The organism is uncultured Limimaricola sp. (assembly GCF_964022235.1).
Lineage (GTDB): Bacteria > Pseudomonadota > Alphaproteobacteria > Rhodobacterales > Rhodobacteraceae > Limimaricola.
Genome location: NZ_CAXHZL010000002.1, coordinates 141,833 through 165,602 on the forward strand (window position 1 = coordinate 141,833; position 23,770 = coordinate 165,602).

Annotated in this window: 27 protein-coding genes and 1 other RNA gene; 15 read left to right on the plus strand and 13 right to left on the minus strand. The window is 67.0% G+C overall.

Going from position 1 to position 23,770, the window contains the following annotated elements; all coding sequences use genetic code 11:
• Positions 1 to 50 precede the first annotated feature (50 nt).
• Positions 51 to 824 (minus strand): MipA/OmpV family protein, encoded by a 774-nt coding sequence (locus AADJ02_RS03165; RefSeq protein ID WP_341211538.1) that lies wholly within the window; start codon positions 822 to 824, stop codon positions 51 to 53.
• A 168-nt stretch (positions 825 to 992) separates the two neighbouring features.
• Between AADJ02_RS03165 and rlmJ the strand changes: the two genes are divergently transcribed.
• The 9 genes from rlmJ (at position 993) to AADJ02_RS03210 (ending at position 9,131) form a co-directional block, all read left to right on the plus strand.
• Positions 993 to 1,778 (plus strand): 23S rRNA (adenine(2030)-N(6))-methyltransferase RlmJ, encoded by a 786-nt coding sequence (rlmJ, locus tag AADJ02_RS03170; protein WP_341211539.1) that lies wholly within the window; start codon positions 993 to 995, stop codon positions 1,776 to 1,778.
• 61 nt (positions 1,779 to 1,839) lie between these two features.
• Positions 1,840 to 2,286, plus strand: a complete 447-nt coding sequence (locus AADJ02_RS03175; RefSeq protein ID WP_341211540.1) for a TerB family tellurite resistance protein — start codon at positions 1,840 to 1,842, stop codon at positions 2,284 to 2,286.
• Between the two features lie 109 nt (positions 2,287 to 2,395).
• Positions 2,396 to 3,184, plus strand: a complete 789-nt coding sequence (locus tag AADJ02_RS03180; RefSeq protein ID WP_341211541.1) for an amino acid ABC transporter ATP-binding protein — start codon at positions 2,396 to 2,398, stop codon at positions 3,182 to 3,184.
• 41 nt (positions 3,185 to 3,225) lie between these two features.
• Positions 3,226 to 3,963, plus strand: a complete 738-nt coding sequence (locus AADJ02_RS03185) for a transporter substrate-binding domain-containing protein (RefSeq protein ID WP_341211542.1) — start codon at positions 3,226 to 3,228, stop codon at positions 3,961 to 3,963.
• Between the two features lie 62 nt (positions 3,964 to 4,025).
• Complete coding sequence (locus AADJ02_RS03190; RefSeq protein ID WP_341211543.1) at positions 4,026 to 4,931, plus strand: ABC transporter permease subunit; 906 nt, start codon at positions 4,026 to 4,028, stop codon at positions 4,929 to 4,931.
• Positions 4,928 to 5,734, plus strand: a complete 807-nt coding sequence (locus AADJ02_RS03195; protein ID WP_341211544.1) for an ABC transporter permease subunit — start codon at positions 4,928 to 4,930, stop codon at positions 5,732 to 5,734. Before AADJ02_RS03190 ends, AADJ02_RS03195 begins: the two co-directional genes overlap by 4 nt.
• Positions 5,735 to 5,803: 69 nt before the next feature.
• Positions 5,804 to 6,481 (plus strand): type 1 glutamine amidotransferase, encoded by a 678-nt coding sequence (locus tag AADJ02_RS03200; protein WP_341211545.1) that lies wholly within the window; start codon positions 5,804 to 5,806, stop codon positions 6,479 to 6,481.
• Positions 6,478 to 7,830: a glutamine synthetase family protein gene (locus tag AADJ02_RS03205; protein WP_341211546.1), complete on the plus strand. Its 1,353-nt coding sequence runs from the start codon at positions 6,478 to 6,480 to the stop codon at positions 7,828 to 7,830. Before AADJ02_RS03200 ends, AADJ02_RS03205 begins: the two co-directional genes overlap by 4 nt.
• Complete coding sequence (locus tag AADJ02_RS03210) at positions 7,827 to 9,131, plus strand: FAD-binding oxidoreductase (RefSeq protein WP_341211547.1); 1,305 nt, start codon at positions 7,827 to 7,829, stop codon at positions 9,129 to 9,131. Before AADJ02_RS03205 ends, AADJ02_RS03210 begins: the two co-directional genes overlap by 4 nt.
• On the opposite strand, the gene AADJ02_RS03215 is transcribed toward AADJ02_RS03210, so the two are convergent.
• The gene (locus AADJ02_RS03215) at positions 9,128 to 9,376 is read right to left on the minus strand and encodes a DUF6552 family protein (protein WP_341211822.1); all 249 of its coding nucleotides are present in this window, start codon (positions 9,374 to 9,376) and stop codon (positions 9,128 to 9,130) included. The two genes, AADJ02_RS03210 and AADJ02_RS03215, sit on opposite strands and share 4 nt — an antisense overlap.
• A gap of 145 nt (positions 9,377 to 9,521) precedes the next feature.
• Between AADJ02_RS03215 and AADJ02_RS03220 the strand changes: the two genes are divergently transcribed.
• The gene (locus tag AADJ02_RS03220; protein ID WP_341211548.1) at positions 9,522 to 10,409 is read left to right on the plus strand and encodes a LysR substrate-binding domain-containing protein; all 888 of its coding nucleotides are present in this window, start codon (positions 9,522 to 9,524) and stop codon (positions 10,407 to 10,409) included.
• Between the two features lie 60 nt (positions 10,410 to 10,469).
• Here the strand turns inward: AADJ02_RS03220 and rpmG are convergent, their stop codons facing one another.
• The 10 genes from rpmG to AADJ02_RS03270 form a co-directional block, all read right to left on the minus strand.
• Positions 10,470 to 10,637 carry a 50S ribosomal protein L33 gene (gene rpmG, locus AADJ02_RS03225; protein ID WP_017928995.1) on the minus strand — a complete coding sequence of 56 codons (168 nt, stop codon included), beginning with the start codon at positions 10,635 to 10,637 and terminating at the stop codon, positions 10,470 to 10,472.
• Between the two features lie 126 nt (positions 10,638 to 10,763).
• Positions 10,764 to 11,186: RNase P RNA component class A (gene rnpB / locus AADJ02_RS03230), an RNA gene on the minus strand.
• An 11-nt stretch (positions 11,187 to 11,197) separates the two neighbouring features.
• Positions 11,198 to 11,875: an N-acetylmuramoyl-L-alanine amidase gene (locus AADJ02_RS03235; protein WP_341211549.1), complete on the minus strand. Its 678-nt coding sequence runs from the start codon at positions 11,873 to 11,875 to the stop codon at positions 11,198 to 11,200.
• Positions 11,876 to 11,881: 6 nt separating this feature from the next.
• Positions 11,882 to 12,553 carry a hypothetical protein gene (locus tag AADJ02_RS03240; RefSeq protein ID WP_341211550.1) on the minus strand — a complete coding sequence of 224 codons (672 nt, stop codon included), beginning with the start codon at positions 12,551 to 12,553 and terminating at the stop codon, positions 11,882 to 11,884.
• 59 nt (positions 12,554 to 12,612) lie between these two features.
• A complete protein-coding gene (gene gatA, locus AADJ02_RS03245; RefSeq protein WP_341211551.1) occupies positions 12,613 to 14,097 on the minus strand; it encodes an Asp-tRNA(Asn)/Glu-tRNA(Gln) amidotransferase subunit GatA in 1,485 nt (494 codons plus the stop codon).
• Between the two features lie 11 nt (positions 14,098 to 14,108).
• Positions 14,109 to 14,396: an Asp-tRNA(Asn)/Glu-tRNA(Gln) amidotransferase subunit GatC gene (gene gatC / locus AADJ02_RS03250; protein WP_341211552.1), complete on the minus strand. Its 288-nt coding sequence runs from the start codon at positions 14,394 to 14,396 to the stop codon at positions 14,109 to 14,111.
• Positions 14,397 to 14,425: 29 nt separating this feature from the next.
• On the minus strand, positions 14,426 to 15,082 hold the full coding sequence (locus AADJ02_RS03255) for a hypothetical protein (RefSeq protein ID WP_341211553.1): 657 nt from the start codon (positions 15,080 to 15,082) through the stop codon (positions 14,426 to 14,428).
• A 9-nt stretch (positions 15,083 to 15,091) separates the two neighbouring features.
• Positions 15,092 to 16,351 (minus strand): pilus assembly protein TadG-related protein, encoded by a 1,260-nt coding sequence (locus AADJ02_RS03260; protein WP_341211554.1) that lies wholly within the window; start codon positions 16,349 to 16,351, stop codon positions 15,092 to 15,094.
• Positions 16,352 to 16,416: 65 nt separating this feature from the next.
• Positions 16,417 to 16,764, minus strand: a complete 348-nt coding sequence (locus AADJ02_RS03265; RefSeq protein WP_341211555.1) for a hypothetical protein — start codon at positions 16,762 to 16,764, stop codon at positions 16,417 to 16,419.
• A 175-nt stretch (positions 16,765 to 16,939) separates the two neighbouring features.
• The gene (locus AADJ02_RS03270; protein ID WP_341211823.1) at positions 16,940 to 18,361 is read right to left on the minus strand and encodes a Glu/Leu/Phe/Val dehydrogenase; all 1,422 of its coding nucleotides are present in this window, start codon (positions 18,359 to 18,361) and stop codon (positions 16,940 to 16,942) included.
• Between the two features lie 209 nt (positions 18,362 to 18,570).
• Between AADJ02_RS03270 and AADJ02_RS03275 the strand changes: the two genes are divergently transcribed.
• The 3 genes from AADJ02_RS03275 to AADJ02_RS03285 are packed head-to-tail and all read left to right on the plus strand — an operon-like array spanning position 18,571 to position 21,322.
• Entirely contained in the window at positions 18,571 to 20,220 is a 1,650-nt protein-coding gene (locus tag AADJ02_RS03275) for a VWA domain-containing protein (RefSeq protein ID WP_341211556.1), read from the plus strand.
• Complete coding sequence (locus AADJ02_RS03280; RefSeq protein ID WP_341211557.1) at positions 20,217 to 20,747, plus strand: TadE/TadG family type IV pilus assembly protein; 531 nt, start codon at positions 20,217 to 20,219, stop codon at positions 20,745 to 20,747. The genes AADJ02_RS03275 and AADJ02_RS03280 overlap by 4 nt, the downstream gene beginning before the upstream one ends.
• Positions 20,744 to 21,322: a pilus assembly protein gene (locus AADJ02_RS03285; RefSeq protein ID WP_341211558.1), complete on the plus strand. Its 579-nt coding sequence runs from the start codon at positions 20,744 to 20,746 to the stop codon at positions 21,320 to 21,322. Before AADJ02_RS03280 ends, AADJ02_RS03285 begins: the two co-directional genes overlap by 4 nt.
• On the opposite strand, the gene AADJ02_RS03290 is transcribed toward AADJ02_RS03285, so the two are convergent.
• Positions 21,319 to 21,789, minus strand: coding sequence for a hypothetical protein (locus AADJ02_RS03290; RefSeq protein WP_341211559.1), 471 nt, complete (start codon positions 21,787 to 21,789; stop codon positions 21,319 to 21,321). The two genes, AADJ02_RS03285 and AADJ02_RS03290, sit on opposite strands and share 4 nt — an antisense overlap.
• Positions 21,790 to 21,972: 183 nt before the next feature.
• Between AADJ02_RS03290 and AADJ02_RS03295 the strand changes: the two genes are divergently transcribed.
• Positions 21,973 to 22,356, plus strand: a complete 384-nt coding sequence (locus AADJ02_RS03295; protein WP_341211560.1) for a hypothetical protein — start codon at positions 21,973 to 21,975, stop codon at positions 22,354 to 22,356.
• A 66-nt stretch (positions 22,357 to 22,422) separates the two neighbouring features.
• Positions 22,423 to 23,709, plus strand: a complete 1,287-nt coding sequence (locus AADJ02_RS03300) for a homoserine dehydrogenase (RefSeq protein ID WP_341211561.1) — start codon at positions 22,423 to 22,425, stop codon at positions 23,707 to 23,709.
• Positions 23,710 to 23,770: the final 61 nt, after the last annotated feature.

Here is a 23,770-nt window from a genome sequence, read left to right on the forward strand (position 1 = left end):
CGGATCGGGAGGAGTTTCGCCCACCGGGCGGCGGCTTCGCTTGGCCCGCTTCAGAACCGGAAGTCGATCTCTCGCGTGATCCCGAGCCGCGCGCCGAACTGGTCGTCGTCGAGGCTGATCGGGCTGTCGGCGGCGTCGCCCATGAGCTTTTCGTAGGTCACGGCCCCGTCGAGACCCCAGCTGTCGTTGAGCTGATAGACCGCCCCTACCTCGGCCCCGGCCGAGATCAGTCCGCCCTCGGCGGTGTAGCCCGGCGTGCCGAAATAGGTCTGGGCGTAATCGTCATCGGCGAAGAGCGCGCGCGGGCCCGCGCGCAGCGTCAGCCGATCGGAGGGGCGCAGATAGGCATCGGCGCCAAGCTCGGCCACGTAGCTTTCATGGCCCCCGAAGCCGCGCCGTACATCCGCGAAAACGCCGAAGCTCTCGGTGTCGTAAGACGCCCCGAGACCCAGCTCGAGCGCGGCGTCGATGTCGTCGAGATCGGCCACGTTTTCCACGTCGCGGCCCTCGCGCTCCGAGATGTAGCGAAACGAGCCGCGCAGGCCAAAGCCGGTGGAGACGAAGTTCGGGTCGTCATTGCCGATGTCGAGCGGGCCGAGGCGCAGCCGGTTCAGCGCAAAGCCCAAGTCGGGACCGACCTCGTATTCGTCCGAGCCGAAATAGGTGGGCGAGACCGCTGCCCCGCCGCGCAGGGTGAAGGCCAGCACCCGGCCCGGTGCCACCGGAGCAGGCACGATCGTCGGTTCGACCATGGGCTGATCGAGCGCCCCCGCCATGGCAGGGAGCGGTGCGAAAGCAAAGGCGGCAAGCAGGAGGCGGCGCATGGGGCGGGTCCTTTCGGGTGGGGCTAGTCTACCAGATACGCCGCGCGCGGCGCGAAGCAAATCTTGCGCGCAGATCGCGGCCCGGCGTGGCGCGACGGCCACGGCTTGCCCCGCGCGCGGCCCGCCGCTAGTCGGTGGGACGTCCGCGAGGAGCCGAAGGAGACGTTCATGCTGTCCTACCAGCACGCCTATCACGCGGGAAACCTCGCCGATGTGCACAAGCACGCGGCGCTGGCGTGGATGATCGATTACATGGGCCAGAAGCCCAAACCCCTGAGCTATCTCGAAAGCCATGCGGGCCGCGCGCTCTACCGGCTCGACGCGGCGGAAGCCACCAAGACCGGCGAGGCCGCGCAGGGCATCGAGCGCGTGGCGGGCTGGTTCGACGCGTCGCACCCCTATCACCGCGTGCTGGAGGCGACCCGCGCCGAACACGGGGCGCACGCCTATCCCGGCTCGCCCGAGATCGCGGCAAGACTGCTGCGCGAGGGCGACCTCATGCATCTCGCCGAATTGCACCCGCAGGAACACGCGGCGCTTGAGGCCTATCTGAGCGACCGCGCCAAGGTGCACCGCCGCGACGGCATCGAGATGGCGGTGGCGCTGACCCCGCCGGAGCCCAAGCGCGGCCTGCTGTTGATCGACCCGAGCTGGGAGATCAAGGAGGACTACCGCGCCATCCCGCAGGCGATCCGGCGCATTTCCAAGAAATGGGGCGTGGGCACGATCGTGCTCTGGTACCCGATCCTGCGCGACCTGCCCCACGCGCCGATGCTGCGCGCGCTGGAGCGTGACCTGCCCGAGGGCGTGCGTCACGAGGTGGCCTTTCCTCCCGCACGCGAAGGCCACGGCATGACCGGCTCGGGGCTGTTCGTGGTCAACCCGCCTTACGGGTTTCACGCGCAGGCGCAGTGGCTCACCGGTCGCTTTGCCACGCTGGCCCCGCAGCCCTGATCCGCACTCCCCTGACGGCCTGGGCCCTTTCCTGCGGCGCGGGGGCCTCTATATAGGCCCCATGTTCGCAGATCTCCTCCGCCGCCTCACCGATCCCGCGCCCGCGCGGCTTCCCGATGCCGATGCGCGTCTCGCGCTCGGCGCGCTGCTCGTGCGCCTTGCCCGCGCCGACGGCGATTACAGCCCCGAGGAGGCGCAGCGCATCCTTCGCATCTTGCGCACCCGCTATGCGCTGAACGAGGCCGATGCCGCAGCACTGCGCGCCGATTGCGAGGTCATGGAGGCCGAGGCCCCCGACACGGTGCGCTTTACCCGCGCCATCAAGGACGCGGTGTCCTACGAGGACCGCGAGGCGGTGATCGAGGCGCTGTGGGAGATCGCGCTTGCCGACGGGCAGCGCGAGGCCGAGGAAGACGCGCTGATGCGCATGGTGGCCCCGATGCTGGGCGTGTCGGACCCCGACAGCGCCCGCGCGCGCCAGCGCGCCGCCGGACGGATGGAGCTTTAGAAAACCGGTTTTCCGTCGCGTATATGACGCGGGGTCAGCGCCCCGCGCCCCGTTGCATTTCAGGTGAAACTGTCCCCTACTCAGTCGCCAGACAGGGACATGAGAGCACGTGAGCGACAGCAAGCCGGTCATCGAAATCCGCAATCTGCACAAGTCCTACGGGGCGCTCGAAGTGCTCAAGGGCGTGGACATCACCGCGCCTGCGGGACACGTGGTGTCGATGATCGGATCGTCGGGATCGGGCAAGTCGACGCTGCTGCGCTGCTGCAACCTTCTCGAGGACAGCCAGCAAGGCGAGGTGCTGTTCGAAGGCGAGCCGGTGCGCTGGAAGGGCGAAGGGCTACATCGTCGCCCCGCCGACCCTCGGCAAGTCACGCGCATCCGCACCAATCTCGCCATGGTGTTCCAGCAGTTCAACCTCTGGGCGCATATGACGATTCTGCAGAACGTCATGGAGGCCCCCGTGACCGTGCTCGGCCGGCCCCGCGCCGAGGTCGAGGCCAAGGCGCGCGAATACCTCGAAAAGGTCGGCATCGGTGACAAGGCCGACGCCTGGCCCGCGCAGCTCTCCGGCGGCCAGCAGCAGCGCGCCGCCATCGCCCGTGCCTTGTGCATGGAGCCGCGCGCGCTTTTGTTCGACGAGCCGACTTCGGCGCTCGACCCCGAGCTGGAGCAGGAGGTGGTGCGCGTGATCAAGGATCTGGCCGACGAGGGCCGCACCATGATCATCGTGACGCATGACATGCGCATGGCGCATGACGTGGCCGACCACGTGGTGTTCCTGCACAAGGGGCTGATCGAAGAGCAAGGCCCGCCCGCCGAGCTTTTCAGCAACCCGAAATCAGAGCGGCTGCGGCAGTTCCTGTCGCACTCCGCCCCGCATCCGCAGCCCGCCTGAGAGCGGGCACGGCCCTTTCCCCAACAGGAGAAGACACCACGATGAAGACTCTGATTCTTTCGACCGCGCTTCTGGCGCTCAGCGCCGGGGCCGCGCTTGCCGAGAGCCACATGCAGACCGTGCGTCTGGGCACCGAGGGCGCCTACCCTCCGTACAACTTCCTCAACGACGCGGGCGAGGTCGACGGCTTCGAGCGCGAAGTGGGCGACGAGCTGTGCGCGCGCGCCGAGCTGACCTGTGAGTGGGTCACCAATGATTGGGATTCGATCATCCCCAACCTCGTGTCGGGCAACTACGACACGATCATCGCCGGCATGAGCATCACCGACGAGCGTGACGAGGTGATCGACTTCACGCAGAACTACTTCCCGCCCGCCGCCTCCGCCTATGCCGCCCCCTCCGAGGATGTCGACCTGACCGGCGGCGTCGTCTCGGCTCAGGCCACCACGATTCAGGCCAGCCATGTCGCCGACAGCGGCGCTGCGCTGCTTGAGTTCGCGACCCCCGACGAGGCCGTGGCCGCGGTGCGCAACGGCGAGGCCGACGCGATCTTTGCCGACAAGGACTTCCTCGTGCCGATCGTCGAGGCCTCCGGCGGCGAGCTGGTCTTCGTGGGCGACGACGTGCCGCTCGGTGACGGCATCGGTGTCGGCCTGCGCGAAAGCGACACCGAGCTGCGTGACAAGCTCGACGCCGCGATCCAGTCCATGAAGGACGATGGCTCGCTCAACGAGCTGCTGATCAAGTGGTTCGGCGAAGAGACCAAGACCTTCGAGTGACCCGACCTGCCAACTGATCCGACCTCCGGGGCGGCCTCGCGCCGCCCCGCCTGAGAGACCACATGTTCGCATCCTGCGCCGACCCAGATACCCTGTCAGGCCTGACCTGGCTCGCGTGCTACCTCACCACGGGCAAGCACCTCGCCTTCTATTCGGCCTTCGGCACGGTGCTGATGCTGCTCGCGGTGACGGCCCCCGTGGCGCTTGCCTTCGGCTTTGGCGGCGCGGTTGCGGCCCGCTCGCGTGTGGCGCCGCTGTCGTGGCTGGGCCGGGGATACATCGCGGTGGTGCGCGGCGTGCCCGACATCGCCTTCTTCCTGTTTTTCGTGATCGCACTCGATCAGGGCATCGAATGGCTGCGCCACAAGGTCAAATGCCCCGACTGGGACCAGCCGATCCGGCAGGGCAGCGACTTCGTGGTCTGCGCGCAGGCCAAGATGCCGCTCTCGACTTCCGCGCAATGGGTGCACGAGGTCTATGGCTTCTGGCTCGCCGTCTTCACCTTCGCCCTTGTCTTCGGGGCCTTTGCCGCCAACGTGCTCTTTGGCGCGATGCGCGCCGTGCCGCGTGCGCAGATCGAAACTGCCGAGGCCTACGGCATGAACCGCCATCAGGTGTTTCGCCGCATCACCGTGCCGCAGATGTGGGTCTATGCCCTGCCCGGCCTGTCGAACCTGTGGATGGTGCTGATCAAGGCTTCGCCGCTGCTGTTTCTTCTGGGCGTCGAGGACATCGTCTACTGGGCGCGCGAGCTGGGTTCGACCAAGACGCCGCAGTTCACGGCCTATCCGCATGGCGACTGGCGCATGTGGTATTTCCTGTTTTTGCTGGTGTTCTACCTTGGCTTCACGCGGGTCTCCGAAATCGTGCTCGATCGCATCATGCGGCGCCTCACCCACGGGCAGGCCACGCTCGGCAGCCATAAGCCCACCGGCCCCGTCGGCATGAGCAAGGCGGGCCCGCCATGAGCTGCTACGACACCCTCATGGACTACGGCCTGCGCTCGCTCGGCTATGGCGAACGGCTGTTGCCGCGTTCGGACTTCACCTTGTGCCAGCAGGTCGTACTGATCGGCTCGGGCATGATCTGGAACGTCTACTTCGGCATCGTGGCGCTGCTGTCGGGCTTTGCGCTGGCTACGGCGCTGGCCGTCGGCAAGGCGTCGAAGTCGCGCTGGACCCGCAAGCCCGCAGAATGGATCATCTTCCTGTTCCGCGGCTCGCCGCTCTTCATCCAGTTCTTCTTCGCCTATTTCCTGTTTCTCTCGCTCAAGGGACAGGTGCCGGCTTTCGACGCCCTGACCTCCGCATGGCTCGGCGCCGCCGTGGTGTTGTTCTTCAACACCGCCGCCTACTCGGGCGAAATCTTCTACGGTGCGCTGCAATCGGTTCCGAAAGGCGAGGTCGAGGCCGCCGACGCCTATGGTCTTTCGGGTTGGGCCAAGTTCCGGCGCGTGGTCTGGCCGACGACGCTGCGGCTGGCGTGGCCCGCCTACACCAACGAGGCGATCTTTCTGTTTCATGCCACCACGCTGGTGTTCTTCTCGGGCTTTCCCGCTTCGCGGCAACAGGGCGACGCGCTTTATTATGCCTCGTATTTTGCGGACAAGACCTTCAACCCCTTCGTGCCCTACCCCATCCTCGCAGGATATTTCGTGCTGCTGACGCTGGTGGTGATTGGCGTGATGGGGCTGATCGGGCGTCACCTCAATCGCCATCTGCCCAACGCCGCACCGCGCCGCAGGGCGCGCCCTGGAATGCTGTTTCGTTAGCGCCCGCACGGCTTGCCCCGCCCCCTCGCGCGGTCTAGCTTCCAGGTATCCCTCTAGACACGGTGCTCCATGCAGATCGGCATACTCGAAACCGGCCACGCGCCAGACGTGCTGCGACCGGATCTCGGCGACTATTCGGACCTGTTCGAGCGGCTGCTCGACGGGCATGGCTTTGCTTTTTGCCGCTATGACGTGGAGGGCATGGTCTTCCCCGCCAGCGCCGATGACTGCGATGGCTGGCTCATCACCGGCTCCAAGCATGGCGCCTATGAGGATCACCCCTTCATCGCGCCGCTCGAGGCGCTGATCCGGGAGATTCACGGGAAACAACGCCCGCTCGTGGGCGTGTGTTTTGGTCATCAGATCATCGCGCAGGCGCTTGGCGGTCGGGTCGAGAAATTCGCGGGCGGCTGGTCGGTGGGTCGCAAGACCTACGACTTCGAAGGCCGCGAGATTGCGCTCAACGCGTGGCATCAAGATCAGGTGGTGACGCTGCCGGAGGGTGCGCGGGTCTGCGCTTCGAACGATTTTTGCGCTCATGCGGCTCTGGCCTGGGGCGATCACGTCTTTACCGTGCAGCCGCACCCCGAGTTCGGGGCGCGCTTCATCGAAGGCCTCGCCACCACCCGCGCCATCGGCGTGGTGCCGCAAGAGCAGATCGATGACGCGCTCGCCAATCTCGACCGCCCGGTGAACGCCGATGTGATGGCCGAGCGCATGGCTCGCGTGCTGAAGGGGGCCGCATGAGCTGGATCGACGAGATCCCCGAAGCCGCCCGTCTCTATCTCGATCAGCACCGCCTCGATGAAGTCGAATGCGTGATCGCGGACCTTCCCGGCATCGCGCGCGGCAAGGCGGTCCCCGCCGCCAAATGGGAGCGTCAGCAGTTCTTCCACCTGCCCAATTCGATCTTCTTTCAGACGATCACCGGCGACTGGGGCGAGGCGGCGGGCCCGGAGGGCTTTGTCGAACCCGACATGATCCTCAGGCCCGACCTCGCCACCGCCACCGCCGCCCCTTGGGCCGCCGACGGCACGCTGCAGGTGATCCACGACGCCTATGACCAAAAGGGCCGCCCCGTCGGCTGCTCGCCGCGCAACGTGCTCAAGCGCGTCGTCGATCTCTACAAGGCCGAGGGCTGGACGCCCGTGGTGGCGCCCGAGATGGAGTTCTACCTCGTCGGGCGCAACGTCGATCCGGCCAAGGCGATCGAGCCGATGCTCGGCCGCACCGGTCGGCCCGCCGCCGCGCGTCAGGCCTATTCGATGACGGCGGTGGACGAATACGGCCCCGTCATCGACGACATCTACGAATACGCCGAGATCCAGGGCTTCGAGATCGACGGCATCACCCAAGAGGGCGGCGCGGGCCAGCTCGAGATCAACCTGCGCCACGGCGACCCGGTGAAGCTCGCCGACGAGGTGTTCTTCTTCAAGCGGCTGATCCGCGAGGCGGCGCTCAAGCACAACTGCTTTGCCACCTTCATGGCCAAGCCGATTGAGGGCGAGCCGGGCTCTGCGATGCACGTCCACCATTCGATCATCGATCGCAAGGACCGTAACCTCTTCACCGGCCCGCAGGGTGGCGAGACGGACGCCTTCTTCAATTTCATCGGCGGTCTGCAAGAGCACATGCCGAGCGTGATCGCGATGTTCGCGCCCTATGTGAACTCCTTCCGCCGCTACGTGCGCGACCACGCCGCTCCGATCAACCTCGAATGGGGCCGCGACAACCGCACCACCGGCATCCGCGTGCCCATCTCGCCGCCGCAGGCGCGACGGGTCGAAAACCGGCTCGCGGGCATGGACTGCAACCCCTACCTCTGCATCGCGGCTTCTCTGGCCTGCGGGTATCTGGGCATGAAGAACGAGATCTGGCCCGACAAGCGCTACCGCGGCGATGCCTACGAGGCCGCCGACGAGATCCCGCAGGGGCTCTACGCCGCCCTTGATCTCTTCGACAGCGCCAAGGAGCTGCACGAGGTGCTGGGGCCGGAGTTCGTGCGCGTCTATTCGATCGTGAAGCGCGCCGAATACAACGAATTCCTGCAAGTGATCAGCCCGTGGGAGCGCCAGCACCTGCTGCTCAACGTATGAACCCGCTCTACCGCAACGACCGCCCCGGCCAGATGCCGCGCAGCTGGTACGCCGCCTCCGCCGAGCCGGTGGCCGACCGTGCCCCGCTCGAGGCCGACCGCCGCTGCGACCTGGCCATCGTCGGCGCGGGCTTTACCGGGCTCTGGGCGGCGCTGACGGCCGCGCGCGCCGGGCTCGACGTTGTGGTGCTCGACGCGCATCGCGCGGGCTTTGGCGCCTCGGGGCGCAACGGCGGTCAGGTCGGATCGGGTTTCAACAAGGGGCAACTCTGGCTCGAGGACAAGCTTGGGCAAGGCCGGGCGCGGCAGCTTTGGGATCTGGCCGAGGACGCCAAGAGGCAGCTGTGCGACTTTTGCGCCGATCATGCGCCCGAAGCGCGCTACCTGCCCGGCGTGGTGCACGGGGCCTATTCGGGCCGCGAGGCGGCAGACGACCGGGCCGAGGCAGAGCATCTCGCCAAGGCCTATGGCTACGACGCGATCCGGCCGCTGGACCGCGCCGGCCTGCGCGAGATCGTAAAGACCGACGCCTATCACGGCGGGTTGATCGACGAGGGCGCGGGGCATCTGCACCCGCTGCGTTATGCCCGCGCGCTGGCCCGCGAGGCCGAGGCCGCCGGGGTCACGATCCACGAGCTGACCGAGGTGACGCAGGTAGAGCGCGGCACGCCTGCCGTGCTTCACACGCCCAAGGCCCGTGTCACCGCCGACCACGTGATTCTCGCGGGCAACGGCTATTTGCCCGGCATCATGCCCGAGGTCGCGGCGCGGGTGATGCCGATCAACAGCTTCATCGCCGCGACCGAGCCGCTGGGCGAACGCTGGCGCGAGGTGCTGTCGCGCGACATCGCCGTCGCTGATTCGCGATTCGTGGTGAACTACTACCGGATGACCGAGGATCGCCGCTTTCTGTTCGGCGGGCGCGAGAGCTATTCGATCGGCTTTCCGACCGACATCACGAGTGCGTTGCGCGCCCGGATGGAGAGCCTGTTCCCGCAGCTAGCCGATGTGCGGATCGACAATGTCTGGGGCGGCACGCTCGGCATCACCATGTCGCGCCTGCCCTCGCTGCAACGCATTGGACCCAACATCCTGTCGGGTGCCGGCTTTTCGGGCCACGGCGTGGCGCTGTCGGGCATGGCCGGGCGGGTCATGGCCGAGGCCGTGGCCGGACAGGCCGGACGGTTCGACACCTTCAGCGCCCTGCCCGTTTCGCCGTTTCCCGGCGGCGCGCGCTTTCGAGCACCGCTGCTGACATTGGCGATGACGTGGTTCTCGCTGCGCGACAGGCTCGGGGTCTAACCGCTGATCAGCCCCGCGATCATCGCCCCCAGCGCCACGAGATGGATCAGCATGATCGCCCGGTCGTTCCACAGCACGCCCACGGCGAACCAGCCCAGCACACCCGCGAGAAACAGATAGAGGTTCCACGGCGTCATATCGAAAGCCGTCAGCGCGTAACCCGCGATCTGGATCAAGCTGGCGATCCATTTGATCGCGAAGGCAAGGCGCGGGTCGCGCCAGCGCGACACACCGGTCCGGGCCATGAGGGGATTCAGGTTTTCTACCGTCATGAGGATCTCCTGAAAGGACGGTGAGGCGGCAACGCCGACCCCGTTGCCTCTCCAGATAGGCGGGTTAGTCTGAAATGACGCGCCAGAACTTCTGCATCCTGACAGTAGGAAATCTATCATGTCGCGCCGCACCGACCTGCCGCCGCTCAACGCCCTGCGCGCCTTCGAGGCGGCGGGCCGCCACCTGACCTTCCGCGCCGCGGCCGAAGAGTTGGGCGTGACCCAAGGGGCGGTGGCGCAGCATGTGCGCGGGCTGGAGGCGCAGCTTGGCATGCGGATGTTCCTGCGCGAGGCGCGGGGCCTGTCGCTCACCGAGGAAGGACGCAGCTACCATGCCGCCGTGTCGCAGGCCTTTGCACAGCTTTCGGAGGCGACGGCGCGGCTCCGGCCCGCGCCGGGCCATGTCACCATCTCGGTCACGCCGACCTTCGCCTCGAAATGGCTGATCCCGCGCCTGCCCGGCTTTGCCGAGACGCATCCCGAGATCGACCTGCGTGTGATGGCGACCGAGCGGGTGACGAGCTTTCATTCCGACGGCATCGACCTCGCCGTGCGTCAGGGCGAGCCACCTTTCGGAGCCAGTATCCGGGCCGATCCGCTGTTTCGGCAAGACATCGTCGCGGTCTGCGCGCCAGCCCCGGTGGCGGCGGACGATCTGCCGCTCGGGGCCGAGGCGTTGGCGCGGCACACGCTGCTGCACGACACGCATGACCTCTGGCCACGCTTTCTGCGAGAGGCATTCGCAGACGTCTTTCCCGGTCCGCTCAAGGGCATCCGATTCAGCCAGACCACTCTGGCGCTCGATGCGGCACTGGCGGGACAGGGAATCGCGCTGGCGAGCCGGTTTCTCGTGGACCGCGACCTTGCCGCCGGGCGGCTGGTGCAGGTCGTGGCGCATGGGCTGCGCGGCGGGCGCGACTTTTATCTGCTGGCCTCGCGCACCCGCATGCCGCCCGCCAGCGTGGCGGCGCGCGACTGGCTGCTCGCGCAGGCCGATCCACAATGAGAAAGGCCGCACCCCTTGCGGGGCACGGCCTTTCGAAACTCTGCCAAGGACAGGCTCAGATCACTTGATCTTGCCTTCCTTGTACTCGACATGCTCGCGCTTGACGGGGTCGTACTTACGCACGACCATCTTCTCGGTCATGGTGCGGGCGTTCTTCTTGGTCACGTAGAAGTGGCCGGTCCCCGCGGTCGAGTTCAGGCGGATCTTGATCGTCGTCGGTTTCGCCATGGTCGTCTCTCCTGCTCGCGGGGCGTGCGCGTTGACGGCGCCCGCGTGAATACGTCTGAGACCCGGCTTTTAACCGCGCGCGAGGCGCTGTCAACCGCGAAACGGGTCAGCTTGCCTGTGGGAAATTTGCGCGGATGGCCTGTAAGCCGGATTCTGTTCCGGGGTTGCCCCCGGCGATGACCATTCATCTCGACACCCTGTTGCCAGAGCGCCTGAAGCTGCCAACCCGGACCTCTCGGGGTCAGGCGTCCCTACGGCGATATCCGGCGAACCCGGATCAAAACCCGCGCGAGGTCCCTATTTGGCATTGCTCCCGGTGGGGCTTGCCGTGCCGGTCCGGTTGCCCGTCCCGCGGTGGGCTCTTACCCCACCGTTTCACCCTGACCCTGGTTCCGACAGAGGCGAACCTCCGACGCATTGACCAGGGCGGTCTGTTCTCTGTGGCGCTTTCCCTCGGGTTGCCCCGGCCGGGCGTTACCCGGCACCGTGCCTTGTGGAGTCCGGACTTTCCTCGAACCTGTGAAGGCCCGCGGCCATCCAGCCATCCGCGCTCTCGTGCCCTAAGCTTCGGCCGCGTCCCGGTCAACGGGAAAGCGCGCGGCGAGGTCGGCGATCAATGCCATGTCGGTGGCGTCCAGCGGCCCGCTGGCCCGGGGACGAAACCGCAGACGAAAGGCCCTGAGCCGCATCGCGTGGGGCACCTCGGCGGTGTAGCCGAATCGCCGCGCCAGATCGTCGAAGCGCATCGGCGACGCGGGCGGCCCCTGCCCCGGTTCGGGCCAGATCGAGAGCCCATGCCGCGCCAGTCGGCGCCAGTCGAATCGCGGGCCGGGGTCGTCCTTGCGGTCAGGTGCCATGTCGGAATGGCCGATCACCCGCTCGGGCCGGATCGTCCAGCGACCCATGATCTCACTCAACAGCGATTCGAGCGCCGCCATCTGCGGTCCGGCAAAGGGATGGTCGCCACGGTTGTACAGCTCGATGCCGATGGAGCGGGAGTTCACGTCCGACACCTCACCCCAGCGCCCGGCGCCTGCGTGCCACGCCCGCAGCTCTTCGGGCACCAGCGCGGTGACCGCGCCGCCGCCCGAGATCAGCCAATGCGCCGAAACCTCGGCTTCGGGGTCGCAGAGCCGATCCAGCGCTTCGTCGTGGCTGGTCATTGCAGTGTAATGGATCACGACGAGATCGGGCCGCGCGCCGAGGCGTCGCGGCCCGTGATTCGGTGAGAGCGGCATCGCGCCTTAGCGGCCGACCGCCGCGAGGAACGGCGCCGGGTCCCAGCCGCAGGCAAAACCGTCGCCATCAGGGTCGATGCCCTTGGGATCACGCTCGGGGCCGCCACGCGCGAGGAAATCGCGCTGCGCCGCGTCGGGCGAACGATAGGAGGCGCAGTTGCGTTCGAACCGATTGCCCATCGAGCCGAGGATGAAGCGCGAATACCACTCCTGCCCGCGCTTGTTCGGCGCGTTCAGCGCGTATTCGACGATGTTCGGGCCGGTGTCGCCCGCGCGCTGCGGCAGCGCGGTGGGCTGGATCACCTGATAGGCCGCGGCCTGCTGAGCGCGGCGTTCGGCGTCGGACTGGATTGTCTCGCGACCCGCCACGGCATCGAAGTTCTGCTCGTCCGAGATCGCGGCTCCGTTGCCACCCGGCGCGGCGTTGGTCGGGCTGGCCTGCACGCCACCGCGCCGGTCCAGATCCTGTCCCGAGGCCGCGCCGATGCCCACCGCCGAAAGCTCAGTGCTGGCGATGGTTCCGCCCACGGGCGCGCCGAAGGTGGCGGGCTGGCTGGCGAAGCCGCCGGTGAGCTGCGCCTCGCGCTGGGCACGGGCGGCGGCGGCACCGCTGTCTGGCACCTGCGCCGCGCAAGCCGACAGGGCCATGGCGACGCCCGCGAGGGCTGCGAGGTTCATACGAGAGACATGCGGTTTCACGGCGACACTCCGGGCCCTGATCTGTTCGATTGCGCCCGTTACCACCATTTGGCGGGCTTGGAAACGAAACCTGCCGCCTGCTCGAGCGCATAGGCGGTGTTCAGAAGGTCGCCCTCCTCCCACGGTCGCCCGATCAGCTGCAGCCCCAGCGGCAGGCCCTTGTGATCGACACCGGCGGGCACTGAGATCCCCGGCAGACCGGCGAGGTTCACCGTCACGGTGAACACGTCGTTGAGATACATCTGCACCGGGTCGGCGTCTTTCATCGCGCCCAAGCCAAAGGCCGAGGACGGCGTCGCGGGCGTCAGGATCGCGTCGACCCCTTCGGCAAAGACCTGATCGAAGTCGCGCTTGATCAGCGCGCGCACCTTGCGGGCCTGATTGTAGTAGGCGTCGTAGAAGCCGGCCGAGAGCACGTAGGTGCCGACCATGATGCGGCGCTGCACCTCCGGGCCAAAGCCCTCGGCGCGGGTCTTTTCGTACATCTCGGTGATGCCGTCGCCCTGCGCCAGCTTGGCACGGTGGCCAAAGCGCACCCCGTCGTATCGCGCAAGGTTCGACGAGGCTTCGGCCGGGGCGATCACGTAATAGGCGGGCAGCGCATATTTCGTATGTGGCAACGAGATGTCGCGAATGAGCGCGCCCGCGTCTCGCAGCATCTCGGTGCCGCGGGTCCAGAGGGTCTCGATCTCGGTCGGCATACCGTCGACATGGTATTCGCGCGGGATGCCGATGACCTTGCCGCGAATGTCGCCGGTCAGCATCGCCTCGAAATCGGGAACCAGCAGATCGGCGGAGGTCGAATCCTTCGGATCATGCCCCGACATGGCGCGCAGCATGATGGCGGCATCGCGCACGTCGCGGGTCATCGGCCCGGCCTGATCGAGCGAAGAGGCAAAGGCGATGATGCCAAAGCGCGAGCAGCGCCCGTAGGTCGGCTTGATGCCGGTGATGCCGGTGAAGGCCGCCGGTTGCCGGATCGAGCCGCCGGTATCGGTGCCGGTCGCGCCGAGACACAGGTCGGCGGCCACGGCGGCAGCCGAGCCGCCCGAGGAGCCACCCGGCGTCAGTTCGACGCCGTCATCGGCCTTCCACGGGTTCACGGCGGCGCCGTAGGCCGAGGTCTCGTTGGACGAGCCCATCGCGAACTCGTCCATGTTGAGCTTGCCCAGCATCACCGCACCGTCGCGGAACAGCTGGGTGGTGACGGTTGACTCGTATTGCGGGCGGAAGCCTTCGAGGATGCGGCTCGCGGCCTGGCTCGCTACACCTTCGGTGCAGAACAGATCCTTGATACCCAAGGGAATGCCGCACAGGTCGGGCGCATCGCCGGATTTGAGCCGCGCGTCGGCAGCCTCGGCCTGGGCGCCCGCGATCTCGGGCGTCTTGTGGGCATAGGCGTTGAGCTTGTCAGAGCCATCGACGGCGGCATTGAGCGCCGTCGTCAGCTCGACCGAGGAAATCTCGCCCTTTCGCAGCGCGTCGCGCGCCGAGGCGATGGTGAGCTTGGTCAGTTCGGTCATCATTCCGCCCCTTATTCCACGACCTTCGGCACCGCGAAGAAGCCCTCGCGCGCGTCGGGCGCATTGGCGAGGACCTTCTCTTGCTGGCTGCCGTCGGTGACCACGTCGTCGCGGCGCTTGAGATGCATCGGCGTGACGCCGGTCATCGGCTCGACGCCCGTCACATCGACCTCCTGCAGCTGCTCGATGAAACCGAGGATGGTGTTGAACTCGGAGGCGAGCGCGGGCAGCGCCTCCTCCTCGACCCGGATGCGGGCCAGCTTGGCCACCCGCCGGGCGGTGTCGGTGTCGATCGACATGGGGCTCTCCTGTCTGGTCGATCCCGGCTTTAGCGGGCGCGGCGCGGTCCCGCAAGCAGCGCCCGGCGGATCAGCTCGATCATCCCGCCCAGCAACACCCCGTTGAGCGTGTGCCAGACGAAATGCGTGCCGAGGGGCCAGCCCGCGCAGAGCGTAAGGTCAAGCGAGCGAAAGGCGAGCGAGAGGCACAACAGCCCCGCGCCCAGCGCCATCCCCCGCCCCACCATCGGCCAGCGCCGCCAAAGCCAGACGGCATAGACCGCGATCAAAAGCGGCACCGGCCAGTAGAAGGCCGAGACGGTGAAGAACGGCAACGCGGCAAAGACCGGCGTCAACAACAGCGCCCAAGGCACGAAACCCGCCGCCCCGAGGCCTGCGGCCCAGACCGGCCAGCGCAGATAGGCGCGGTTCGCGGCGTAGACATAGGCGAGGATGAAGACCCCGATCGGCACCACGTCCGCCGCCGAGGCCCAGACCGTGGCGAAGGAGTGAAACAGCGCGCTGCCGATGCCGATGGCGAAGAGCAGCGCCGACAGCGCACGCGGCAGCATCAGCCCCCCCGAGCGACGCCAGCACCAGATCGCGGCGATGAGGAAAGCGGCGTTGGAGACGAGGTTCAGCGGCTCGGCCCACAGACCGGGCGCAAGCCGTTCGCAGTAGCCATCGAGAGCGGCGGTCCAATCCATGCCCGCAGGTTAGAGGGCGAGGCGGTAGTGATCCACCCGGAAGTTGTCTTCCATCCCGTCCGAGCAGCGGTACATCAACATGTTCGAAGTGCCGTTGATTTCGCCGCCCGCGATCAGCGACAGGCCGATACCGACGGCCCCCGCGCTGAACTTGATGTCGCCAGCGGCGATGACCTGACTGCCGTGCATGTTGAACCCCGAAGGCAGGCTCAAGCTGCCCATCGTCAGGATCTGTGCGCTGCCACCCGGCTGGCAGGCGTCGATACGGCCAATCTGCAGGCCGGAAGTGCCCGTGATCGACTTAGTCCCCGTGTTCGTGGTGGCAAGGACCGCATCCTCGAGCACGAGACCTGCGCCAAGGCTTACGGCGCAATCCGTGACGATCACCGCCTTTCGGATCGTGGTGGTGAGACCTTTCGTATCGATCGAAAAACTGCCGCCCGGACAAGACAACCGGTGAATGCGACCGGTCTTGAACTGATCGGCTGAAAACTTGGACCCCGACATCTGGATCACGCTGCCCGAGGTTACGTAGTCCGGCGTGTGCCAAGAGCCATAGGTCTGGATCTGCGCGATGATGTCGGGCAGGTCGCGAAGCTCGCGAACCTCGATCGTGTCGGCGCGCAGCGCCGCCTGCAGCCCATCGTTCTGCTGGAAGCCCGACGAAGGCATCGAAAGCAGCGACAGGTTCGGCAGCGACAGCACGGTGCCGGGCTGGAAGGTGTTGTTGTTGTTGATCGACACCGAGGTGTTCGAATGCATGCAAAAGCCGTTGAGGTAGGCGTTGTTCGACTGCACGTCGATCGGCCCTTCCGAGAGGAAGCCCTGCTCGGAACAGCCCGGGCTGTAGGACACGAAGACCGCCTCGCGCGACACGTCCCAGCTGTCGATGCCGATCAGGTTCGTCAGATAACTGGCGACGGCGTTGCCGCGATTGGCGAGCCGGGCGGTCGAGACCCGCACCGCCTTGGTTCCCGTGGAATTTGCGGTGAATTTTCCGGTGACATAGTCAAACGAACCGAAGGAAATATCGGAGGCCAACAACACGTCGCCGCGCCGCGCGTCGGGCTCCGCGGCCTGCACCATCGCCACGGCCGCCGCCTTGGCCGCCTCTGCCGACATCTTGCGACGGCTGACCAGCGTGGCATGCGCCGCGGCATCGGCCATCGCCTGCAGCCGCACCCGCTCGGCATGGACGTGGCTCACATCGATGGCGAGCCCGCCGACCACCGCCATCGAGAGAAACACGAACAGGCCGAACATAGTCATCGCGCCGGACACGTCCCGTGCAAGCCGGGACCAGAGCGCGCGCGGCAGGCAGTGCGGCCCCATGGTCAATACTCGACCATGTGCCGCGTGCTCAGCGTCATCACGCTGCTGCCCAGAAACGGCAGAGCGCTGGTCATGGTCATAGACTTGAGCGGCAGCGTTGCTGTGGTGACGATGGTTTTGCCGGTGATCCCGGTGCTGACCGTCGCCCCCTTGACCTTGAGGGCCAGCTTCTGCGTGATGGCGGACTGCGCCGCGGCTGGCGTGAGAAGCGGGCTGACCGACAGCGCGCGGTTGCCGTCCTGCAATATCCGCATCGCCTCGCTTTGCTTGAGATAGACGTTGGAGACATCCGTCACCAGCAGGATGAAAAAGGTGAACAACGGAATCCACAGGACGGCCTCGATCGACATTGAACCGCGGTCGTCCCGCGCGAAGGTCTTGCGAGGGCGCCGGCACGGTGCTGCCCCGTGCCGGTCTGTTGCCGATGGTCCGCTCATGTCCCGTGCCTTCCGGCCTGTTCAGTCGCCTTCAGGTTAGGGGCAGATTGCGGCGGTATTTCGTTAACATAAGGGAATGAGCCGGGCGTCAGAGCCCCTTGGAACGATAGCTCATCGCCACCCGGCCGATCGCCACCAGATAGGCCGCGGTGCGCAGGTCGGGCACGTCGTCGCGCGCGTGCCAGATCTCGCGCATCGACTGGTAGGCCGTGCGCATGGTGTCATCGAGACCCGAGCGAACCAGCTCCAGTTCGTCGTCGCCCTTGAGATAGCGCGCCTTGAAGTCCTTCGACAGGTTCCAGCCGAGCCCCTCGTCATCCGACAGTCGCTCCAGCTCGTCGACGATCGCCTGCGCGCGGGCCTCGTCGGCACGCCGCTCCATCCGGCCAAAGCGGATGTGGCTGAGGTTCTTGACCCATTCGAAGTAGGACACGGTCACGCCACCGGCGTTGGCGTACATGTCGGGGATAATGACACATCCCTTGCCGCGCAGGATATCGTCGGCGCCCGCCGTGATGGGTCCGTTGGCGGCCTCGATGATGAGCGGCGCGCGGATCCGCTCGGCGTTGCCGAGGTGGATCGTGCTCTCAAGCGCGGCGGGGATCAGGATGTCGCACTCCGCCTCGAGGATCTTGGCCCCGTCGTCGTGATGCGTGGCACCTGCGAAGCCCGCGACGCCGCCGTGTTTGCCGATCCACTGGTGTACCGCCTCCACGTCGAGGCCGTTCTCGTCGACGATGGCGCCGTCGCGCTCGATGATCGCGGTGATCTTCGCGCCATCCTCCTCCGACAGGAACTTGGCGGCGTGGTAACCCACATTGCCCAGACCCTGCACGATGATCCGCTTGCCCGCGAGCTTGCCCGACAAGTTGGCCTTGGCCACGTCTTCGGGGTGGCGGAAGAATTCGCGCAGCGCGTATTGCACGCCGCGGCCCGTCGCCTCGACCCGGCCATGGATGCCGCCCGCGTTGAGCGGTTTGCCGGTGACGCAGGCGCGGGCGTTGATGTCGGTGGTATTCATCCGCGCGTATTGGTCGGCGATCCAGGCCATCTCGCGCTCGCCGGTGCCCATGTCGGGGGCGGGCACGTTCTGCGACGGGCTGATCAGGTCGCGCTTGGCCAGCTCATAGGCGAATCGCCGGGTGATCTGTTCGAGCTCGTGCTCGTCCCAGTCGCGCGGGTCGATCCTGAGCCCGCCCTTGGAGCCACCGTAAGGCACCTCCACGAGCGCGCATTTGTAGGTCATCAGCGCGGCCAGCGCCTCGACCTCTTCTTGATGCACGGACGATGCGTAGCGGATGCCGCCCTTGACCGGCTCCATGTGCTCGGAATGCACGGAGCGGTATCCGGTGAAGGTGTGAATCTGGCCGCGCAGCCGCACGCCGAAGCGCACGGTATATGTGGCGTTGCAGACCCGGATCTTCTCCTCGAGTCCCGGCGACAGGTCCATCAGCGCCACGGCGCGGTTGAACATCATGTCGACGGAATCGCGGAATCCGGGTTCTGCCATCTGGGGCTGGTGCTCGGTCATCGCGTCGTTGTCTCCCTGTAAAGCCGGTCTCGAACCGGTGGTCCCTGACCGATCCTAGGCTCTTGCGCGCGAGAATCGACCTTCGCGTCCATCAATGGCGCGACGGAAGGCAGAACGCGCCCGGATCTGGTCGCAGTTTCGTCACGTCTTCATGGTTGCCTTGGCCATGACCTCAAGGAAGCTCTGACATGCGCCCGCAACATACCTCTGATCGGAAAGGCCCTCGCAGGATCGGCCTGCGCGCCTCCGGGTGCGTTGCCAAGCCGCGCGGTTCGGGGCGCATCCTCGGCTCGCAGGGCCTTGGCCGCGACGAAGACGGCTCGATCATCATCTTCTCGCTCTTCATCTTCGTGATCATGATGGCGCTGGGCGGGCTCGGGGTCGACACGATGCGCACAGAAACCAAGCGCGCCGAGCTGCAATCCACGCTCGATCGCGCCGTGCTTGCCGCCGCCGACCTGCAGCAGAGCCGCGATCCCGAGGCCGTGGTGCGCGACTACTTCGTCAAGGCGGGCTTTCCCGCCGACCTGCCCAAGGTACAAGTCGTCCAGAGCCTCAACTCCCGCACGGTGCGCGCCAGCGCCGCCCTGCCCGTCTCAACCGCCTTCCTGCGGATCATCGGCATCGACAGCTTTGACGCCCCGGCCTCCGGTTCGGCCACCGAATCGGTCTCGGACGTGGAAATCGGGCTGGTGCTCGACGTCTCGGGCTCGATGGGTTCCAACAACCGCCTCCCCCGCCTCAAGACCGCGGGCGCCGAGTTCATCGACACGATGTTCGACAGCATCGAGACCAATCATCTCTCGGTCTCGCTCGTCCCCTATTCCACGCAGGTCAACATCGGGGCCGATCTGGCCTCGGCGGCCAATGTCACGACCACGCATGGCTACAGCTACTGCATCGACCTGCCGATCACCGCCTATCTCACGACCCGCGCGTCGCCTGCGGCGCTGGTGCAGGCCGGACATTTCGACGTGACCGGCTTCTCCCCCACCGCCCCGACCCTCTCGTCCTCCTCCTACAACGGCATGGGAGCGAACCGCCTGAACTGCCGCACCGGCAACTCCTTCGAAGTGCTGCCCTGGTCGAACAACCGCCAGGCTCTCAAGACCCGCATCAATGGCCTGAGCGCCGAAGGCTGGACCTCGATCGAGATGGGGGTGAACTGGGGCACGGCGCTGCTCGAACCGGCGTCCCGCGGCGCGCTGACGACGATGATCTCGCGCGGCAAGGTCTCGCCCGCGCTGGCCGGTTGGCCGCGCGATTTTCTGAGCACCGAAGCCATGAAGGTGCTGGTGGTGATGACCGACGGCGCCAACACCTATGACTTCAGGCTCAAGCCTCCCTACAACGGGAACAGTCTTTCGGACGTCTGGCTCTACGACTCGGACGACTATGTCGTGAAGATCAGCAACACGAAGTACTTCCGCGCCAAGACCGGAACCTGGCTGACCGCTCTCCCCAGCGGTGGCACCCGACTGAGATGGCCCGAGCTGTTCAATCGCATGACCGTGCGCGAGCATGCCTATCACCTGCGCGCCCGCCAGTTTTCTACCTCGGTCGAAATGCAGCTGGAATGGACCAAGTGGACCTCTATCGTCGAACACTCCACGGTCGTCGAAAAGAACGCGCGACTGACCCAGATCTGCGCCGCCGCGCGAGCGAAGGGGATCATCATCTTCACCATCGGCTTCGAGGTCAACGAAGCAGGCGCCTTGGCGGCCATGGCCGATTGCGCCTCATCTCCCTCGCATTTCTACCGGGTCGAGGGGCTGCAGATCAGCTCCGCCTTCACGTCGATCGCGACCCAAATTAAGGCGCTGAGGTTGGTCCAATGAACCGTGTTCTCCGATTTGTCGCCCGTCTGACCCGCGCCCGCGAGGGGGCGGTCGGGGTCGAGTTCGTGCTGATCGTGCCGCTGCTTTTGTTGATGATCACCACCAGCTTCGAGCTGGGCATGGTCACGATGCGGCAGGTGATGCTCGATCGGGGGCTGGATCTGACGGTGCGCGACGTCCGGCTCGGGGCGATCGCGCCTGTGACGCATGACAGCGTGGGCGCCTCGATCTGCAAGCATGCGCTGATCCTGCCCGATTGCCTGACCAATCTGCGCCTCGAGATGATCCCGCTCGATCCGCGTGGCTGGATCGCGCCACCCGGCAATGCCGACTGCGCCGACCGCGCCGACGCCACCGTGCCGCTGCGCCGCTTTACCGCCGGGGTCGAAAACCAGTTGATGCTGCTGCGCGCCTGCTCGCTGTTCGATCCGTATTTCCCCACCAGCGGCCTTGGCGCCGAATTGCCAGACCAGTCGGGCGGTGCCTACGCGCTCGTGTCGACCTCTGCCTTCGTGATCGAGCCATGAGCGCGCTTCGCAAACTCATCGCCCTGCTGCGGCGGCGCGAGGACGGGGCGATGATCGTCGAGTTGGTGATCATGCTGCCGCTGCTGCTGTGGTGCTTTGCGGGATCATGGGTGTTCTTCGACGCCTACCGCACCAAGGCGGTCAACGCGCGTGCGGCCTATACGATCGGCGACGCTCTCAGCCGCGAGACGGGCTATATCACCCCCGTCTACATCGCGAGCTTCAAGGCGCTGCAGGGTGTCCTCGTCAACGACCGCCCGACCCGGCTCAGGGTCAGCGTGTTCAGCTATGACGCCCCGAACAACCGCTACACCCTGCGCTGGTCGCTGCCCTCCGGCATAGGCGTTGCCGCGCTCGACAACGCCAAGCTCGAGCAGATGCGCAGTCGGCTGCCAGTGATGCCCGACGGCGAAATCGCCACCCTGGTCGAGAGCTGGATCGATTACACGCCGCTGTTCGACGTCGGGCTCGACCCCTTCACCTTCAAGGAGATAGCCGTGACCCGGCCGCGCTTTGCGGGGCAGCTGTGCTTCAATGCCGATCTCACCGGTCTTCCGATCAACGCCATCTGCTAGGGGATCGGCGCGGCGCGGTCGCTCAGGCGGATCTCGATCGCCTCGGCCATCGCCTTAGCGGCCCCGGCCGAGGTCACGCCGCCCACGCCGAGCCGATGGCCAAGCCGCCACCACATCCCCGGCTTCCAGGCCCGCGCGCCGGGCCGCGCCAGCCGCAGCGTGAAGCCGTTCGAGGGCTTGAGCGAGAAGCTGCCGCGCTCGATGGCGACGATATCTTCCCAGCGTGCGAGCACGTGACCGGCGCTGTCGACAAGGCCCGTCTCGTCGAGCCGCAGCGCCCGCCGGGTGGCCCGGCGCAGGGTTTCGCCTGCCGCCAGCCCGCCCAGACCCAGCGCAAGGAGCGCCGCCGACCACGCGATACCGGGCGTATCGGCCAGCGCGGTATAAAGCGCCATCCCGCCAAAGCCGTAGAGCACCCCTACCGCCATCGCCCGGCGCGCCGGCGCCGCCTGCAACTCGATCTCCATCGACCCCGTCTCCGTTGTGTTAAAACGGGCATAGCCCGGCCCCGCCTCCCCGTCACCCCTCCGCTCGACGGTCGCAATCATTGTCTTGCCGACGGGCGGGCGTCGGGTCTCGTACGTGCCGAGGCGACCTTGTTCCCCTCTGCCCGCGCGGACTAGACTGCGCCACCCAGACCCGGACCCCAGATGCCCCGCTTTCTGCCTCTCGTCTCCCTCGCCCTGCTCGCGGCGGGATGCACGCAATTCCCCGAGATCGACGCCCGCGTCCCCGAGGCCGAGCGCAACGCAGAGCCGCCCGCATTGATCGCGCTGGCACCGCTTCTGGCCCGGGCGGATGCGGTGGAGGCCGAAAGCCGGGTATCGCCCGAGACAGGTGCTGCACTCGAAGCGCGCGCGGCCGAATTGGCCTCTCGCCCCATGCCCGCGACGACCGCCCGGACAACGGAGGCCGCCGCCCGGGTGGCCGCCCTTGCGGCGCGCGCCACGTCTCTTCGCGGCGAGCCGGTGATCGATCCGGGTGCGCGCGCCCGGATCGATGCCGGGGTGACCTTGCCTGCCGCGTTGCAGTGAGGCCCTCCACGGGCTAACAGTCGCGCGCACCACACACTCGCCCGCAAGACAGACCGGAGCCTCCCCATGACCTCTCCCCTTCGCCTCGGAATCGCCGGTCTTGGAACCGTCGGCGCAGGGGTCGTGCGCATCGTCCAGTCGCATCCCGAACTGCTCGCCCTGCGTGCGGGCCGCGCTATCGAGATTACCGCCGTCTCGGCGCGCGACCGCAGCCGAGAACGGGGCGTCGATCTCTCGGGCTACGCTTGGGAAGATGACGCCGCCGCCCTCGCCGCACTTGACGATGTCGACGTGGTGCTGGAGTTGATGGGCGGCGAAGGCGGCATCGCCAAACAGGTCGTCGAGATTGCACTCGATCACGGCAAGGACGTGGTCACCGCCAACAAGGCGCTGCTCGCCCATCACGGACAGGAATTGGCCGAGCGGGCCGAGGCGCAGGGTCGGATGATCCGCTTCGAGGCGGCGGTCGCGGGCGGCATTCCGGTTATCAAGGCGCTGACCGAATCGCTGGCGGGCAACGAGTTGACACGCGTCATGGGGGTGATGAACGGCACCTGCAACTACATCCTGACCCGGATGCAGAGCGCCGGGCTGCCCTATGACGAGGTGTTTCAGGAGGCCGCCGACCTTGGCTATCTCGAGGCCGACCCGCAGCTCGACGTGGGCGGCATCGACGCGGGCCACAAGCTGGCGCTGCTCGCCGCCATCGCCTTCGGTACGCGCGTCGATTTCTCGGGCGTCGAGCTCGAAGGCATCGGCGCGATCACCATCGAGGACATCACCCACGCCGCCGACATGGGCTTTCGCATCAAGCTTTTGGGCGTGGCGCAGATGACCGGTCGCGGGCTGGAGCAGCGCATGTCGCCCTGTCTCGTGCCCGCCACCTCGCCGCTGGGCCAGCTCGAAGGCGGCACCAACATGGTCGTGCTCGAAGGCGACGCGATCGGCCAGGTGGTGCTGCGCGGCCCCGGCGCGGGCGCGGGTCCGACCGCGAGCGCGGTGATGGGCGACGTGATGGATCTCGCGCGTGGGCTGCGGCTGCCGGTGTTCGGTCAGCCCGCTACCGGCCTGCGCGCCGCCCGCGCGGCGCAGGCCGCCGTGCCCGCCCCCTATTACCTGCGCATGCGGCTGCTCGACAAACCGGGCGCGCTGGCCAAGGTCGCAAAGGTGCTGGGCGAAGCGGGCATCTCGATCGACCGGATGCGCCAGTACGACCACGAAGACGTCTCGGCCCCGGTGCTGATCGTGACCCACAAGACCACCCGCTCGGCTCTCGAAGAGGCGCTGACCGGCTTCGAGGCGACGGGCGTGGTGCAGGGCGCCCCCGTCGCAATCCGCATCGAGCAGGTCTGAGCGGGGGGCTCCCCCGCACCACCGCCTGAAATCGTACGCTGCGGGGGCGGGTTCGGACGCC